We start from the raw sequence: 16,547 nt of genomic DNA, 5'->3' as shown, positions 1-16,547 counted from the left end.
TCTCAAAGGTTTATAGATAAAAAGTGCTGCTGGCGCCCATGGAATATGCGCGAGAAGCTATGAAAATAATAGTAAATGGCCGCTCGCCCGGACTCAGCCCGACTGGGACTGCGATTGGCTTTGCGTTGCCACAGGGGCGGCTTCCATCCGCAACGGTGCGTCATTATGGTCAGGCACCGGCGCGACCGGTGCTTCCATGCCGATTTCTTCCACCGTCACGCCCACGGTCAAGGTGTGCCGCGAGCCTCCATGGATCACACCACGCAGGGGCGATACATCGCCAAAATCCCGGCCGGTGGCCACCGTCACGTAGTCCACACCCGGCGCATGCCAACCCCAGCGATTGTTGGTGGGGTCGAAATCCACCCACCGTTCGCCCTCCGGCAGGTCTGGCACGTAAACGCTGACCCAGGCGTGGGAAGCGTCGCTCCCGATCAGCTTGACCTGACCGGGTGGCGGACGGGTCAGCAGGTAGCCGCTTACATACCGTGCGGGCAAGCCCATGCTGCGCCAGCAGGCCAACATGATGTGGGCAAAGTCCTGGCACACGCCCTTGCGCTGTTCCAGCGCCTGCAGTGCCGGGGTGTTGATCTGGGTGCTGTTGGTCTCGTAGGTGAAGTCGGTGTGGATGCGCTCCATCAGGTCGCGGGCCACGCTCAGCACATCGGTGCCGGCCACAAAACTGGGGCGTGCATAGCCAGCAAACTCCAGCTGGCGGGGCACAAAGGCGCTCGCAAACACAAACTCGGCGGCCGGTTCGTAAACGGTGCCTGCCTGGTAGCGCAAGCGGTCGCGCAGGGTTTCCCATGGTAGGTTGCTGGCCGGTTTTTCAGCCTCGCGGGTGGATACCAGGCTGCAGGCTCGCACCTGCAAAATGCCATGGGGCACCTGCAAGGAAAAGAAGCAGCGGTGGTTGCCGAACACATCGGGTGCGCTTCGCTGCTGGGCGGGTTGCGGGTTGATCAGCAGGCTGTGGCTCAGCACGCTCTGGCTACCGTGGGCGCGTGGCTCCAAGTAGGCTACATGCTGGGCGGTTTCTACTGCGGGCTGGTAGTCGTACCGCGTTTCGTGGGTCACTTGCAACAGCATCAGGTGCCTACGCTTTGCTTGGTTTCCCCGGAGTGGGTGAAATAGGTCGTGCTGATGTCTTCGGACACCGTGTACGCCGCCGTGCACAGCGATGCGAGCAGGTTGCGCAGCGGCTGCATCACAGGCTCGCCAGCAGGACTTTCGCACAGGGCAGCCAGGTCCCAGCTGTCGGGGGCGGGCACTTGCAGGCTCATGGAGCTCAGCTCGTTGGCAGGGCTCAGCGCCAGTTTCGCCAGGCGACCGCGCAGCGTGTGCGCCACCCAAGCCAGGGAGCGGGGGTTGTCGCGGTCCAGCACCAGCAGGTCAATCAGCGCAGCGACATCGCGGCTTTGCTGGTACTGGGCATGGAAGGTAATGGTGCTGTCGAACAGGCCCAGCAAGGCTTCAAATCCGCCGTCGGTGTCCACGGCGCCCGTGTCAAAGCACTGGTCCAGCGCAGTGGCCAAAAAGTTCAGCCGCTCCACGTGGCGGCCGATGCTGAGCAGGCGCCATCCATCGTCGCGGGTCATGCGATCGGTCTGGGCACCGGTGATCGCGGCCAGGTGGTCACTGGCATCCTTGAGGATGCGCAGGGCTTGGTTGGGCGCGTAGTCCCCCTGGGCGGCCAACTGGGCACAGCGCTGGAACACTTCTTCTTCCGCCCGGACGATGGTGCTCCAATGTTCTTGCGACAGGCGCTCGCGCACGGTGGCGGCGGCCATCTTGAGGGCCCGCATGTTGTAGCCTACGCTGGTGGCCCCGTCAGGCGAGGCCAGGCTGGCGATGATGGAGCGCTCAAAGACCCGCCGCGCCTGCACAGCGGATGGCACACCGGGGAGCACCAGGGTGTTGATCTGGGCCAGCTGCGTGAGCCACTGCAGCAAGGGCGCGCTGGACTGTTCTTCACCGCCCAGGTACTCCAGCGCCAGGCGGGCCAGTCGGATGGTGTTGTCAGCGCGCTCGGTGTAGCGGCCCAGCCAGTACAGGTTTTCTGCGGCACGGCTGGTGACCAGGCGTTTGCGTTGGGCCAGCACGGCTGGCGTTAGCGTGGTGGGCAGCAAGGTGGTGGTGTCCACTTCGCCGCGGGTGAGGGCCCACACGTCAGCGCTGCTGCCGCCGCGCTGCATGGAGGCGATGTCCGCGCTGGCTCCTGCCACGCGTGCCAGGCCGCCAGGGAGCACCCGCCATTGGGCTTGTCCGGCAGCGTCACGCCCGTCCGACACCGCGAACACCCGCAACATGACGGAGCGGGCTTCCATGCCGGGGTTGCCTTTGCCGTCTGCATCGCTGCGCCAGGTGGGCATTTGCGACAGGGGCATGTAGGCCTGCACCGTGTGCTCTTCACTCTGGCGTACGATGCGCCCGGCCAGGCGGTCCAGGGCGCTTTGTTGCATGGTGTGGCCCAGCACCGCCTCAAAGCTGGGGTGGATGCTGGAGCCGGGATAGGTGGGTTTGATGGTGCGCTCGCCCAGTAGCGGCAGCGCTGCTTCCATGGCACTGCGCTCACCGCACCACCAGGTCGGCAGGGCCGGCAAGCTCAGACTCTCGCCCAGCAATGCCTGGGCAATGGCCGGCAGAAAGCCGAGCAGCGCGGGAGACTCCAGAAACGCCGAGCCCGGGGTGTTGGCCACCAGCACGTTGCCGGCGCGGATGGCTTGCAACAAGCCGGGCACGCCCAGCGTGGAGTCGGGCCGCAGCTCCAGCGGGTCCAGGTACTGGTCATCCACCCGCTTGAGCAGCCCGTGTACCGGCACCAGGCCTCGCAGGGTCTTAAGGAACAGGCGCTCATCCCGCACGATGAGGTCGCTGCCCTCTACCAGCGTGAGGCCGAGGTAGCGCGCGAGGTAAGCGTGCTCGAAATAGGTTTCGTTGTACGGGCCGGGCGTGAGCAGGGCAATGTGCGCTTGGGCGCCGGCGGGACTGGCCGTTTTGAGACTGTCCATCAGCGCGCGATAGGTACTGGCCAGGCGCTGCACCTTGAGGGCCTGGAAGGCCTGTGGAAACTGCCGGGACACCGCCAGCCGGTTTTCCAGCAGGTAGCCCAAGCCGCTCGGTGCCTGGCAGCGCTGGCCTACCACCCACCAGTTGCCATCCGGCCCACGGGCCAGGTCAAAGGCGGCCACATGCAGGTGCACGCCCCCCACCGGTTGCACGCCCGCCATGGGGCGCAGGTAGCCGGGGTGACCCTGCACCAAGGCAGGCGGAAGCAAGCCGCGGCGCAACAGTTCCTGGGGACCGTAAACATCCGCCATGACGGCGTCCAGCAAGCGCATGCGCTGCTGCACGCCCGCTTCGATATGCGCCCAATCGGGGGCGTCCACAATCAGCGGGAACAGGTCCAGCGACCAGGGGCGCTGCGGTCCTTCCGCATCGGCATACACGTTGTAGGTGACGCCGTTGTCACGGATTTGTCGCTGGAGGCTTGCAACATGCTGATCCAGCGCTGCTTCGCTGCCGCCTTCCATATTGTTAAAGAATTGGCGCCAAACGCCCGTCAGATAAGCGTCGGCAGCTTGGGAATTGATAGCGCCCCGCAACTCGTCAAAGTGGCCGCTGGCCGCAGCACAGGCGCGCGCGTAGCGCAGCACATCTGCTGCAGCTTCTTCCGGGCGGTCAGGGGGGGATTCGTCGGCTTGTGTCACTGAACGAGAGTATGCCAGCCCGAGGACGGGCTGTATGTGCGCAAGCAATCGCCGTGCCGGTAATACTAGAGGTCTCTCCGCACTGAAGGCCGGCACCATGTCCTCCACGCAGCATTTTTATGAACCCCGGCTGGGTCACGGCCTGGCGCACGACCCCTTCAACGCGATCGTGGGCCCCCGCCCCATAGGCTGGATTTCCACCCGTAATGCCCAAGGCGCGCTCAACCTTGCGCCCTACAGCTTTTTCAACGCCTTTAATTACGTGCCGCCTATCGTGGGCTTTTCCAGCATCGGACACAAGGACACGGTGCGCAATGTGGAGGCGACCGGCGAGTTTGTCTGGAATCTGGTGACCCGGCCTCTGGCCGAAGCCATGAACCAGACCTGCGCTGCGGTGGGGCCGGAAGTCGATGAGTTTGCCTTGGCCGGCCTGACGCCGGTGGCATCCAGGCTGGTGGCGCCGCCCCGGGTGCGGGAGAGTCCGGTCAGTTTTGAATGCCGTTGCACCCAGATCGTGCAGTTGCAGACGGCAGCGGGTTCCACGGTGCCCAGTTGGTTGGTACTGGGTGAGGTGGTCGGGGTGCATATAGCCACCTGTTTGCTGGTGGACGGTGTGTATGACACCGCGGCTGCCGGCCATGTGCTGCGCGGTGGCGGGCCGGGTGACTACTTCACCATCGGGCCTGAGCAACTGTTCCGGCTATTCCGCCCCCAATAAAAAAAGCCACCTGCAGCGGCTGCTGCGGTGGCTTTTGCGTGGGGCTAGCGCCCCATGGCCATCAGGCCTTCTTGGCGTAGGCGCTGCACCAGCCTTTGCCGGCCACTTGCTTGCCGGCAAACAAGGGGCAGCCACCAGCGGCGTCTGCAGCTTTGCCCTGGTAGAGCGCGCAGTTGGAGCATGCCTGGCCTGCTGCGTACTTGGGGAACTTGGTCTTGTCCACCTTGGTGGCATCTGCCTTGTAGCCCAAGGCACCGGCTTGTGGGTCTTTTTCGTCGACCATGGCGGCTGCGTGTACCTGGCTTGCCAGCAGCGCAGTGCTGCCGAGCGCGACTTGAAGCATGAAAGTGCGACGTTGTGTCATGGCTTGGTTTCCTAAGGTGAATGTGGGGCCCGCACGATAGCGGACTTGCTTCGCATTGTTATGAAAAGGCCGCCGGAGCCTCTTGATCCTGATCAATACCCGGCTAAAGCACTCCAGTGTTGTGCCGGCCGGGTCCGCGCTCAGCCCAAAGGCAGCGCGTCCAAGGTGGCGTAACAGCTCTTGAGCCAGGTTTTGACGCGCTGCCGTTCCAGCATGCCCAGGGCATCTGCGCCTTCCTTGTGGTTCACCGCCGCCCAGAAGCTGGCGCTCTGGCGGTCGATTTTGCGCATGCTGGCTTCGTGCAACTGGGGAAGGCTGATGACATGGCCTCCCAGTGCCACGGCTTTCTTGAGCGCGGCAGAGTCTTCGAGCTGCGAGAAATCGCTGCCTCGGCCCAGGTTTTTCACCACGATGTAGTTGGGGCCGGCGCCATAAGTGGCCACCAGGCGGTCCAGCAGGTCCACCGAGTCTTTGCCCGCATCGGCCACATGCCAGAAGTTCACGGTGATGCCCATGCTGGCCATCAGTGAGACAAGGTCGGAGTCCTTCACCCAACGGGCCAGCGGCGCGGCGGTCTGGGCTGCCAGATCGACGATGACGTTGGGAAGAGGGCCAACGGCGGACTCTTCCTCAAACACCGCAGCAATCAGGTCCAGGCCTTCGTAGGTGTCCACCACCACGGGTGAGGCGTAGTCGGCATAAAAGCGGGTGAAGGAGGTGTGCGAGCGATCGGTGTCAAAGCCTGTAAAAGCGCGCCCCTTGTCAATGAAGTGCTGGGCCAGCAGGCGGGCAACCACTGATTTGCCGACGCCGCCTTTTTCGCCGCCGATGAAGTTGATAGAGGGCATAAACATCCTGTGTGAGTTGAAAAGAAGAAAAGGCTTCAGGCCGCAGTGCGCGCCGATAGACGTTGCACCAGCCAGCGCGAAAGGCGCGGACCCAGCAGCAACACCATGAAAAAACGCACCATTTGCATGGCCATGACAAAACCTGCATCGACTGCGCTGCCCACGGCAATCACCGCCACCGAGTCCGCACCGCCGGGGCTGGTGGACAAGTAGGCGGTGAGGGGAGCTACACCCGCAAACCCCATCAGGCAGCCTGCAATCAAAAGCCCAAGCACGATCAGCGCAGCGATGGCGACCAGCACCCGTGGCAGCACGCGCCAGGCGTGCTCCAGAATCGCGCGGTTAAAGCGCAGACCTATACCCCAGCCCAGCGCGGCATACGCCAGTGCCAGCAAGGGGCCCGGCAGCTCCAGCTTCCAGGGGCTGAAGTTGTCCATGGCCAGTGCCAACACCATGGGAATCAGCAAGGGGCCGCCCGGGAAGGCGAGGGTGCGGCCCAACCCGGCGGCGGCCAGCACCAGCGCAAGAGTCAGGCCGGCATGCAAGGGGTTCTGGATGTGCAGCCAATGGGCCAGCTGGACATCCCAACCGGCTGCGGTTTGCCCAAGGGAAGCGCCTGCTGCAAAGTGAGCCACCAGCGAAGCAATCGCCGTGACCAGAGCGACCCGCAGGTACTGCATGAACGCCACCAAGCGCGTGTCTGCGCCGAAATCGCCCGCCATCAGCACCATGGCGGAGGCCGCGCCGGGTGCCAAGCCCCAGATGGCGGTGCTGCCGGGCAGCAAGCCGCTGCGCATCAGCCAGAAGCCCAGCAGCGCACTGGCCGCCATGACGGAAAACGCAATCCCCAGAAACAGCGGCCATTCGCCGGCCACGCGATGCAGCACCTCGAAATGCAGGCTGCGTGCCATCAGGCAGGCAATCACCGACTGGCCAATGGCAAACAGCGGCGCGGGCACCCGCACATTCATGTCCTGCGTGGCAAGCAGGACGGCGGCCAGCATGCAACCCAGCAACATACCCGCAGGCACGCCCATGAGCAAAAAGGCTGCACTGGCCAAGGCGCTGCAGAGCAGTAGTGCAGGCCCGTGCAGCCGGGGCTGCAGGCGGAAGAAAGACATTCGCATCTGCTGGATTAGATGCGAACCGTGTGACGCTTCAGATCAGTTCCTGCGCATGTCTTTGGTGAACGGAAACTCCTTGCTGCCTGCCACGTTGATCGTGGCCGGTGGCACTACCAACTTGCCAGGCGTGTGGCCCATGGCGGCGAAGCGCGCCAAGCGGCGGCTTTCGGCCTCGTAGCTGTTGACCGGGAAGGTGTCGTAATTGCGCCCGCCGGGGTGGGCCACGAAGTACTGGCAACCGCCCAGTGAGCGCTTCATCCAGGTATCCACGATGTCGAACGTCAGCGGGGCGTGCACACCAATGGTGGGGTGCAGGCTGCTGGGTGGGTTCCAGGCCTTGTAGCGCACGGCGGCGACAAACTCGCCCACCGTACCGGTGCTTTGCATGGGCAGGGCTTCGCCATTGCAGGTGACCACATAGCGGCTCTCGTTGAGGCCGGTGACCCGCACTTCCAGCCGTTCCAGGCTGGAGTCCACATAGCGGGCGGTGCCGCCGGCGGAGCTTTCTTCGCCCATCACATGCCAAGGCTCCAAGGCGTTGCGCAGGGTCATCTCCACGCCCATGCTCTTGACCGAGCCCACCATCGGGAAGCGGAACTCGTAGTGCGGGGCGAACCAGCTGGTGTCAAACGCGTAGCCGGCCGCGTTCATGTCGGCGATCACGTCATCAAAGTCCATTTTGATGAAGGTGGGCAGCATGTAGCGGTCGTGCAGTTCGGTGCCCCAGCGGGTGACCGGGGCCTTGTATGGCGACTTCCAGAAGCGGGCGACCAGTGCGCGCAGCAGGAGCTGCTGCACGCTGCTCATGTGCGGGTGCGGCGGCATCTCGAACGCGCGCAGTTCCAGCAAGCCCAAACGGCCCGTGGACGAGTCCGGCGAGTACATCTTGTCGATAGAGAACTCGCTGCGGTGGGTGTTGCCGGTCACGTCAATCAGGATGTTGCGCAGCGTGCGGTCCACCAACCAGGGCGGCATGCTCTGGCCGTAGAGCTCGCGGTTTTTGTAGATCTGCTCGATGGCGATCTCCAGTTCGTAGAGCTGGTCGTTGCGGGCTTCGTCCACGCGCGGGGCTTGGCTGGTCGGGCCCACAAACATGCCGGAAAACAGGTAGCTCAGGCTCGGGTGGTTGTGCCAGTACAGCAGCAGGCTGGCAAGCAGCTCGGGTTTGCGCAGGAAAGGGCTGTCTGCAGGTGTGGCGCCGCCCATCACAAAGTGGTTGCCGCCACCGGTGCCGGTGTGGCGGCCATCGGTCATGAACTTCTCGGCACTCAGGCGCGACTCGAACGCTGCGTTGTACAAAAACTCGGTGTTGTAGACCAGCTCTTTCCAGTTGGTGACCGGGTGCACGTTGACCTCGATCACGCCCGGGTCCGGGGTAACTTGCAAAAGCTTCAAGCGCGGGTCGCGCGGGGGCGGGTAGCCTTCCAACACGATTTGCATTTTGAGTTCGGCTGCAGTGGCTTCAATGGCGGCCAGCAGGTCCAGGTAGTCCTCCAAGCGCTCCAGGGGCGGCATGAACACATACATCACGCCCGATTTGGAGCCCACGGCTTCGGCCTTGGGGCCGCTGGCGCGGCGGGGGTCGCGCACTTCCACGCACAGGGCTGTGCGGGTGATCCAGTGGGCGGACTCGAAGCGGTCCGGAGCCTGTGCATACATCGCGGGCTCAGGCTGCTTGGCGCTTTGGGCGTTGGTGGCAATGCTGGTGTCGCCGGTACCTTTGGCCGTTTGCATCTTGCGACCGGCTTCCGGCACGGCGAGGTTGCCGGCCAGGTAGGGCACGCCGTTGGCGGCAACTGATCCTGCACCTGCGACCCCGGCGGCGCCAGCGTTGGCGGTCGTCGCGACCGTGGTAGCGTGGGGCGCATAGCGCTGTGCAAAGGCTGCGTGGGAAGGCAGCGCGCCGCGGTCTACGGTCGGGTCCCGTTCCACCAGATACGGGTAGTCGCCCTGGCTCACCCAGGGCAGGGAATCCAGCGGCAGTCGCAGGCCCATGGGCGAGTCGCCTGGCATGAGGTACATGCGCTCGTCGCGGAAGAACCAGGGGCCGGTGGTCCAGCTCGGACCAGTGAGGCGCGGGCCATCTCCCACCTTGAGCGGCAGCACATAGCCCACCACCGAGTCCAGCTTCTGCTCGAAGACGCGGCGCAGACGGGCGCGCTCCATCTCGTCATCGAGTTTGCTGTTGAAGGGGTCCACATTCACCGGCAGGCGGCGCTCACGCCACAGGTAGTACCAGGTGTCTTCATAGCCCGCCTGCACATACTTGTCGGTCAGGCCCAGCTTGCCCGCCAGGGTGCGGATGAAGTAACCCGCATCTTCTGCGGTGTAGTGGGTGGGCTTGCGCTCGTCGGTGAACAGGGCGGGGTTGTTCCACACCTTTTGTTTGTCGGCACGCCAGTAGATGTTGAGCGCCCAGCGCGGCAGCTGCTCGCCGGGGTACCACTTGCCCTGGCCGAAGTGCAGAAAGCCGCCTTGGCCGTATTCGTCGCGCAGTTTGTGCACCAGCTCGGTGGCGAAGCCCCGCTTGGTGGGGCCCAGGGCGTCGGTGTTCCACTCGGGCGCATCACGGTCGTTCACCGCCACAAAGGTGGGCTCGCCACCCATGGTCAGGCGCACATCGCCGGCCACGAGTTCGGCGTCTACCGCGTCGCCCAGGGTCATGACCTCAGCCCACTGCTCGGGCGTGTAAGGCTTGGTGACGCGGGGGGACTCGTACATGCGGGTGACTTGCATGTGATGTTGGAACTCCACCTCGCACTTGTCCACGCCGCCCTCGATCGGGGCTGCGCCGCTGGGCTGCGGGGTGCAGGCCAGCGGGATGTGGCCCTCGCCTGCCAGCAAGCCGCTGGTCGCGTCCAGCCCGATCCAGCCTGCGCCGGGCAGATAGACCTCGCACCAGGCGTGCAGATCGGTGAAGTCGATTTCGGTGCCGCTGGGGCCGTCCAGGGATTTGACGTCCGGTGCCAGCTGGATCAGATAGCCCGACACAAAGCGCGCTGCCAGCCCGCAATGGCGCAGCAGTTGCACCAGCAGCCAGCCGGAGTCACGGCACGAGCCGCTGGCCAGGGTCAGGGTTTCTTCCGGCGTTTGCACACCGGGCTCCATGCGGATGGTGTAGCTGACGGCCTTGTGCACCAGCTGGTTGATGTAGACCAGAAAGTCGATGGTGCGACGTTCCTTGCGGTCTATGCCGTCCAGGAATTTTTGGAAGGTGGGGGTCAGTGGTTCGGCAGCCAGGTAGGGCGCCAACTCTTGGGCCAGCAGCTTGTCGTACTTGAATGGGAAGTTCTCGGCTGTGGGTTCCAGGAAGAAGTCAAAGGGGTTGTACACCGCCATTTCGACCACCAGGTCGACCGTGACTTTGAACTCCTTGGTTTTTTCGGGGAACACCAGGCGGGCCTGGTAATTGGCAAACGGGTCCTGTTGCCAATTGATGAAGTGGGTGCTGGGCTCGACCTTGAGCGAGTAAGAAATGATCTTGCTGCGGCAGTGCGGGGCAGGGCGCAGGCGGATGACTTGGGGACCGAGGTTGACCAGACGGTCGTACGAGTAATGGGTAACGTGGTTCAGCGCTGCGTGAATGGACATGGGCCGGTCTCGGTAGATCTCACAGGGGACGCTGTGCAGCGGTTGCCGCACGGCCCCCATACTAACAATCGGGTTTGACAGGCTTTCCAAGCAAGGTCCGCGCCATGGGCTTTCTGAGTGCTTCACACCACAATGTGGCTGGCGTTAGCATGAAGGCATGTATGCAGCGGCACCCCGACTGGCTGGAGGGTCCCGCACCGGCCTCGCGCTCGGTGCGGGCCTGTTGGCCGGCATCGCTTTGCAGCTGCAGCAGGCCGCATTGGCGGTGTGGTGGGTTTATGCAGTGTTTGTGCTGCTGGCGCCCGCTCTCTATGCGCGGGTAGCTACCAAAAGAATAGCAAGTGCACGGGTGCAATGCCTGGTGCTGATCGCCGGGCTTGCGTTTGCCTGGGGCCTCACCGGTTTGCGGGCGGTGGTGTTTGTGAACCAGGCCCTGAACCCGGCGCTTGAAGGGCGCGATGTGTGGGTGACCGGGGTGGTGGCCGACATGCCGCAGGCCACCGAGGCGGGGGTGCGCTTCCGCTTCGCCCCTGAAGAAGCCACGTTGGATGGTCAGCCCGTGCGCCTTCCGGCCTTGCTGGATGTGGGCTGGTACACCAGTGCCTACAACGCACAAGCCCAGCTTCCTGAGCTGCAGCGCCCGCCGGCGGACGTGCGGGCCGGCCAGCGCTGGCGCCTGCAACTGCGCCTGAAAGCGCCACACGGCAGCGCCAACCCCCATGGGTTTGACTACGAGCTGTACTTGTGGGAGCAGGGCGTGCAGGCCACCGCTTATGTGCGCGCCACTGCCAGCGCGCCGGTGCCGCAGTTGCTGGGGCAGACCTGGCAGGCGCCCGTCGCCCTGGCCCGCCAATGGACGCGGGAGCGCATCCTCACCCATGTGGCAGATGCCCGCTCAGCCGGCTTGCTGGCAGCGCTGGTGGTGGGCGACCAGCGGGCCATAGACCGCAATGACTGGGATGTGTTCCGGGCTACCGGGGTATCACATCTGGTCAGCATTTCGGGCATGCACATCACCATGTTTGCGTGGGCGGCTACCCTGCTGGCAGGCCGTTGGTGGCGGCGCTCCGTGTGGCTGTGCAACCGGTTGCCGGCAGCGCATGCCGGCTGGCTGCTGGGGGTGACCTTGGCTTGCGCCTACGCGCTGTTTTCGGGCTGGGGCGTGCCGGCGCAGCGCACGTGCTTAATGCTGGCCATGGTGGTTTTCCTGCGCGTCGTAGGGGCGCATTGGCCCTGGCCGTGGGTGGCGCTGTGGACGGCGGTGGTGGTGCTGATGTGGGACCCGTGGGCGATGTTGCAGGCCGGTTTCTGGTTGAGTTTTGTGGCGGTAGGCATCTTGTTCGTAAGCTCTGTTGCTACGAATTCAGGAGCTGCTCGCGCAGATTCCACGGGCACCGGAGGTCAAAATGACCAAGAATCCGGAATGGCAGCCCCGCAGAGGGCGTGGGCCCGATTCCTGCACTCCGTTTGCGGATTGTGGCGGGAGCAGTGGGTGATCACCCTCGCGCTGGCGCCACTGGTCTTGTTGTGGTTCGGGCAGGTGTCCTTGGTAGGGCTGGTGGCGAATGCATTTGCCATACCCTGGGTCACGCTGGTGATCACACCTTTGTCCCTGGCCGGCGTGCTGTGGCCGGAGGTGTGGACAGCCGCCACCGGAGCCGTCGCGCTGCTGTATGCGGCGCTCGATGGATTGGCCGCCTTGCCGTGGGCCACGCTCAATCTGCCCCTGCCGCCCCCCGCATTGGGTATCTGGGCGGTGGCGGGCGGCGTGCTGCTGGTGTTGCCCCTGCCTTGGGCAGTGCGGGCTATGGGGGTGATGCCGGTGCTGGCTTGCCTGCTCTGGCGGCCGCCGCTGCCGGCGGAGGGCGAGTTCTCGCTGTTGGCGGCGGATATCGGGCAGGGCAACGCGGTCTTGGTGCAAACCGCCGGACATGCCTTGCTGTTCGATGCCGGCCCGCGCTACAGCCTGGAAAGTGATGCGGGTAACCGCGTGCTGCTGCCCTTGATCAAGGCGCTGGATGTGCAGCTGGATACCGTGGTGCTCAGCCACCGCGATACCGACCATGTGGGTGGCGCTGCCGCCGTGCTGATGATGCAGCCACAAGCCGCCCTGCTGAGCTCCATCGACCCGCAGCATGCCTTGCAGCAACTGCGCAAGTCCAGCCGTTGTGAAGCGGGGCAACGCTGGGTGTGGGATGGGGTGGACTTCGAGGTGCTGCAGCCGCCGGCCGGTGCGTATGAACAGCAACCGGCACTCAAGGCCAATGCCCTGTCCTGCGTGCTGCGCATCAGCAACGGCAGGCAGACGGCCTTGCTCACCGGAGACATTGAGGCACCCCAGGAGCTCCAGATGGTGGGTGACCCGTACACGGCTTCCAAGCTGCGCGCCGATGTGCTGTTGGTGCCGCACCACGGCAGCAAAACATCCAGCACGCCCGAGTTCCTGCAGGCGGTGCAGCCACGCCATGCACTGGTGCAGGCAGGCTATCGCAACCGCTACGGCCACCCGGCCGCGCCTGTGCAGGAGCGCTATGCGGCTGTGGGCACCCATTTGGTGTTATCGCCCCGTTGTGGTGCGGCGCGCTGGCGCTCTGCGGAGCCCCAAAATGTGGCATGTATGCGGGAAGACGAGCGGCATTATTGGGCTCATGATGTGCCATAGTGGTGCATCGGCGCTGTGGCCCGAAGTTTGCATAAGAGGTAATCAGAGAGGTCTTTTACATGCAGAAATTCGACGAGATGTACACCCAGCTCCCTTATGAATTTTTCAGCAAGGGCAGCCAGATAAGAGACCACTACAAGATTTACGACGAATGGCTTGCTCGCCAGCCCGGCGACATGATGGCCAAACGCCGCGAAGAAGCGGAGATGATCTTCCGCCGCGTGGGCATCACCTTCGCCGTCTATGGCGAAAAAGACGAGGACGGCTCCGGCACCGAGCGCCTGATCCCGTTTGACCTGATTCCCCGCATCATCCCGGCCCACGAGTGGTCCAGCATGGAAAAAGGCTTGGTGCAGCGTGTCAATGCGCTCAACCGCTTCATCCACGACATTTACCACGACCAGGATATTCTGAAAGCCGGTGTGGTGCCGCGTGACCAGATTGAAGGCAACGCCCAGTTCCGCCCCGAGATGGTGGGGGTGGATGTGCCGCACCAGATTTATTCCCATATTTCCGGCATCGACATCGTGCGTGCGCCGGACGCCAAGGGCAAGGGCGAGTACTACGTGCTCGAAGACAATCTGCGCGTACCCAGCGGCGTGAGCTACATGCTGGAAGACCGCAAGATGATGATGCGGCTCTTCCCTGACCTCTTTTCAGCCCACCGCGTGGCGCCTGTGGCTCATTACCCTGACTTGCTGCTGGAAACCCTTCGACAGAGCAGCCCTGCCACCACGGCCGAGCCCACCGTGGTGGTGCTCACCCCCGGCATGTACAACAGCGCCTACTTTGAGCACGCCTTCCTCGCCCAGCAAATGGGTGTGGAGCTGGTGGAGGGGCAGGACTTGTTTGTCAAAGACAACTTTGTCTACATGCGCACCACCCGCGGCCCGCGCCGTGTGGATGTGATCTACCGCCGTGTGGACGACGACTTCCTGGACCCCACTGTCTTCCGCCCCACATCGACCTTGGGTTGCGCTGGCCTCATCAACGCCTACCGCGCGGGCAATGTGACCATCTGCAACGCCGTGGGTACCGGTATTGCGGACGACAAGTCCATCTACCCCTATGTGCCCAAGATGATCGAGTTCTATTTGGGTGAAAAGCCCATCCTGAACAACGTGCCCACCTACATGTGCCGCAACAAGGATGACTTGGCCTACACCCTGGCCAACTTGAAAGACCTGGTGGTAAAAGAAGTGCATGGCGCCGGCGGCTACGGCATGCTGGTGGGGCCTGCTGCCACCAAGGCCGAGATAGAAGACTTCCGCAAAGCGGTGCTGGCCAACCCCGCCGGCTATATCGCCCAGCCCACCCTCAGCTTGTCGAGCTGCCCCACCTTTGTGGAGAGTGGTATTGCCCCACGCCACATCGATTTGCGCCCCTATGTGCTGTCTGGCAAGACCGTGCAAATGGTGCCCGGTGGCCTGACCCGCGTGGCCTTGAAAGAAGGTTCGCTGGTCGTTAACAGCAGCCAGGGCGGCGGCACCAAGGACACCTGGATTCTGGAAGAAGACGTGCCTGCGGCCCCCGCTGCAACAGCCGCCACCCAGTCGCAAACACAGTCAGCTTAAGGACGAGGAAACTTTTGTATGTTGTCACGCACCGCTGACCACCTTTTCTGGATGTCCCGCTACACCGAGCGGGCCGAAAACACTGCGCGCATGCTGGATGTGAACTACCAGACATCGCTGCTTCCCCAATCACAAGCCGTCGCCCAGATGGGTTGGCAAGGCTTGCTGTCCATCAGTGAATTGCTGTACTCCTACAAAGAGCGGCATGGCGAAATTCAGGCCCGCGAAGTGATGGACTTCATGGTCAAGGACGAGAGCAATCCGTCTTCCATCATGTCTTGTCTGAGCGCTGCGCGCGAGAACGCCCGTGCGGTGCGCGGAGCGCTGACCACCGAGGTGTGGGAAACGCAAAACACCACCTGGCTCGAAGTCAAACGCATGATCAAGAGCGGAGACTTCGAGAAGGACCCTTCGCAGTTTTTTGAGTGGGTGAAGTTCCGCTCCCACCTGTCCCGCGGAGTGACCGTGGGCACCATGCTGATGGACGAGTCTTTGCACTTCATGCGCTTGGGCACCTTCTTGGAGCGGGCCGACAACACCGCGCGTTTGGTCGATGTGAAGTTCCATGCCGTGCAAAGTGATTTTTTTGGTGCTGCCAGCGAGAAGGACCAAGAGTACGACTTTTACCACTGGAGCGCGATTCTGCGCAGCGTGTCGGCGTTCGAGATCTACCGCAAGGTGTACCGCGATGTCATCAAGCCTGAACGCGTGGCGGAGTTGCTGATTCTCAAGTCCGACATGCCCCGCTCCTTGCACGCCAGCCTGAACGAAGTCGTGGGGAACCTGGCCCTGGTAGCCAGCAACCCGGAGAGCGAAACCCTGCGCCGCGCCGGCAAGCTGCGCTCGGAGCTGCAGTACGGACGTATCGACGAAATTCTGGCGACCGGCCTGCACGCTTACCTGACCCAGTTCCTGGACCGGGTCAACGACCTCGGCGCGCATATCAGCCGCGAGTTTCTGGTTCCAGTGACCTGAAGCAATGGGACAAACCCATAGAAAAAACGGCCCGCGAGGGCCGTTTTTTATGGGGTGTACTGAGCATAATGTTCAGACCAAGGAGCACCTATGCGCGTAGCCGATATTGACCGCGAGATTGAGACAGCGCGGGCCGAAGGGCCGCTGAAAGACATCGTCATCCAGCCCTGCCCGGCGCTGTTGTCCGACCTGCGTGTCGAGGTGAACCGTGAAGACCCGGAGCCTGCCACGATCGCCCGCATCGCTTCGCGCGATGTGGCCATGGCGGCAGCGCTCATCAAGGTGGCCAACAGCCCCATTTATGCCCGGTCCCGCCCGGCCGCCACGGTGGCCGAAGCAGTGGCGCTACTAGGGATTTCGCAGACGGTGTCCATCCTGACGGGCTTTCTGTTGCGCGAGACCATACGGGTCAAGTCGCCCTTGCTCGAACACTTTTGGGAAACGTCGACCCGGCGGGCCTATGCCATGGGCTACATCGCGAGGCAGATGTACGGCGTGAATGCGGACATCGCCCACACCTGCGGCTTGTTTTGCAATGTGGGCATACCGGTGATGTTGCAAGGCATCAAGGGCTACGAGGCCACGCTGGCCCATGCCTTGGCGCAGACGGAGAAAACCGGAACAGAGCTGGAGAACGATGCGCACCGTACCGACCATGCGGTGGTGGGGGCTATCGTCGCCAAAACTTGGCGCCTTTCTCCCAATGTGGCCCACGCCGTGCGACTGCACCACGATTTCACGGTGCTCAAGGACGACAACATTCCGTCCACGGTCCGCACCCTGGTGGCCATGGCCTTGCTCGCGGAACATCTGGTCGCCTTGCATGAGGGGGCACAGGAAAACCGGGAATGGGAGCTGCACGGAGCGGAGTGTCTGACCTTCCTGCACGTGAGCGGGGAGGAAATTCAGCACTGGTCGGACGCCCTGCACGAACAGTTCACCGGCCCTGCCGGTTTTTAAACTGTCAGGCGCCCGGCAAGC

At 63.5% G+C, this 16,547-nt stretch carries 11 protein-coding genes; 5 read left to right on the top strand and 6 right to left on the bottom strand.

Features of this window, described 5'->3' with window-relative positions; translation table 11 throughout:
* Positions 1-93 precede the first annotated feature (93 nt).
* Together RAN89_RS14945 and RAN89_RS14940 are read right to left on the bottom strand one after the other, a co-directional pair.
* Positions 94-1,089 carry a transglutaminase family protein gene (locus RAN89_RS14945; RefSeq protein ID WP_313867042.1) on the bottom strand — a complete coding sequence of 332 codons (996 nt, stop codon included), beginning with the start codon at positions 1,087-1,089 and terminating at the stop codon, positions 94-96.
* Positions 1,089-3,710, bottom strand: a complete 2,622-nt coding sequence (locus RAN89_RS14940; RefSeq protein WP_313867041.1) for a circularly permuted type 2 ATP-grasp protein — start codon at positions 3,708-3,710, stop codon at positions 1,089-1,091. The genes RAN89_RS14945 and RAN89_RS14940 overlap by 1 nt, the downstream gene beginning before the upstream one ends.
* A gap of 97 nt (positions 3,711-3,807) precedes the next feature.
* Between RAN89_RS14940 and RAN89_RS14935 the strand changes: the two genes are divergently transcribed.
* Positions 3,808-4,428: a flavin reductase family protein gene (locus RAN89_RS14935; RefSeq protein WP_313867040.1), complete on the top strand. Its 621-nt coding sequence runs from the start codon at positions 3,808-3,810 to the stop codon at positions 4,426-4,428.
* A gap of 61 nt (positions 4,429-4,489) precedes the next feature.
* Here the strand turns inward: RAN89_RS14935 and RAN89_RS14930 are convergent, their stop codons facing one another.
* From RAN89_RS14930 to RAN89_RS14915, 4 genes are all read right to left on the bottom strand, one after another.
* Complete coding sequence (locus RAN89_RS14930; RefSeq protein WP_313867039.1) at positions 4,490-4,792, bottom strand: high-potential iron-sulfur protein; 303 nt, start codon at positions 4,790-4,792, stop codon at positions 4,490-4,492.
* Positions 4,793-4,932: 140 nt separating this feature from the next.
* A complete protein-coding gene (locus RAN89_RS14925) occupies positions 4,933-5,640 on the bottom strand; it encodes a P-loop NTPase family protein (RefSeq protein WP_313867038.1) in 708 nt (235 codons plus the stop codon).
* A gap of 35 nt (positions 5,641-5,675) precedes the next feature.
* Entirely contained in the window at positions 5,676-6,761 is a 1,086-nt protein-coding gene (locus tag RAN89_RS14920; RefSeq protein WP_313867037.1) for an AbrB family transcriptional regulator, read from the bottom strand.
* Positions 6,762-6,803: 42 nt separating this feature from the next.
* Complete coding sequence (locus RAN89_RS14915) at positions 6,804-10,355, bottom strand: transglutaminase family protein (protein WP_313867036.1); 3,552 nt, start codon at positions 10,353-10,355, stop codon at positions 6,804-6,806.
* Positions 10,356-10,512: 157 nt separating this feature from the next.
* Between RAN89_RS14915 and RAN89_RS14910 the strand changes: the two genes are divergently transcribed.
* The 4 genes from RAN89_RS14910 (at position 10,513) to RAN89_RS14895 (ending at position 16,526) form a co-directional block, all read left to right on the top strand.
* Positions 10,513-13,017, top strand: a complete 2,505-nt coding sequence (locus tag RAN89_RS14910; protein WP_313867035.1) for a DNA internalization-related competence protein ComEC/Rec2 — start codon at positions 10,513-10,515, stop codon at positions 13,015-13,017.
* Positions 13,018-13,076: 59 nt separating this feature from the next.
* The gene (locus RAN89_RS14905; protein ID WP_313867034.1) at positions 13,077-14,591 is read left to right on the top strand and encodes a circularly permuted type 2 ATP-grasp protein; all 1,515 of its coding nucleotides are present in this window, start codon (positions 13,077-13,079) and stop codon (positions 14,589-14,591) included.
* Between the two features lie 18 nt (positions 14,592-14,609).
* Complete coding sequence (locus RAN89_RS14900) at positions 14,610-15,566, top strand: alpha-E domain-containing protein (RefSeq protein WP_313867033.1); 957 nt, start codon at positions 14,610-14,612, stop codon at positions 15,564-15,566.
* 90 nt (positions 15,567-15,656) lie between these two features.
* The gene (locus RAN89_RS14895) at positions 15,657-16,526 is read left to right on the top strand and encodes an HDOD domain-containing protein (protein WP_313867032.1); all 870 of its coding nucleotides are present in this window, start codon (positions 15,657-15,659) and stop codon (positions 16,524-16,526) included.
* Positions 16,527-16,547: the final 21 nt, after the last annotated feature.

Source organism: Rhodoferax mekongensis (assembly GCF_032191775.1).
Classification (GTDB): domain Bacteria; phylum Pseudomonadota; class Gammaproteobacteria; order Burkholderiales; family Burkholderiaceae_C; genus Allorhodoferax; species Allorhodoferax mekongensis.
The sequence above is the reverse complement of the archived record's forward strand: the minus strand, read 5'-3'. Positions and strand labels throughout refer to the sequence as shown.

What these genes read in the sequence shown, in the direction of transcription:
- RAN89_RS14945 (WP_313867042.1), bottom strand. Translation starts at nt 1,089, where the DNA reads ATGCTGTTGCAAGTGACCCACGAAACGCGGTACGACTACCAGCCCGCA.
- RAN89_RS14935 (WP_313867040.1), top strand. Translation starts at nt 3,808, where the DNA reads ATGTCCTCCACGCAGCATTTTTATGAACCCCGGCTGGGTCACGGCCTG.
- RAN89_RS14930 (WP_313867039.1), bottom strand. Translation starts at nt 4,792, where the DNA reads ATGACACAACGTCGCACTTTCATGCTTCAAGTCGCGCTCGGCAGCACT.
- RAN89_RS14925 (WP_313867038.1), bottom strand. Translation starts at nt 5,640, where the DNA reads ATGCCCTCTATCAACTTCATCGGCGGCGAAAAAGGCGGCGTCGGCAAA.
- RAN89_RS14920 (WP_313867037.1), bottom strand. Translation starts at nt 6,761, where the DNA reads ATGTCTTTCTTCCGCCTGCAGCCCCGGCTGCACGGGCCTGCACTACTG.
- RAN89_RS14915 (WP_313867036.1), bottom strand. Translation starts at nt 10,355, where the DNA reads ATGTCCATTCACGCAGCGCTGAACCACGTTACCCATTACTCGTACGAC.
- RAN89_RS14910 (WP_313867035.1), top strand. Translation starts at nt 10,513, where the DNA reads ATGTATGCAGCGGCACCCCGACTGGCTGGAGGGTCCCGCACCGGCCTC.
- RAN89_RS14905 (WP_313867034.1), top strand. Translation starts at nt 13,077, where the DNA reads ATGCAGAAATTCGACGAGATGTACACCCAGCTCCCTTATGAATTTTTC.
- RAN89_RS14900 (WP_313867033.1), top strand. Translation starts at nt 14,610, where the DNA reads ATGTTGTCACGCACCGCTGACCACCTTTTCTGGATGTCCCGCTACACC.
- RAN89_RS14895 (WP_313867032.1), top strand. Translation starts at nt 15,657, where the DNA reads ATGCGCGTAGCCGATATTGACCGCGAGATTGAGACAGCGCGGGCCGAA.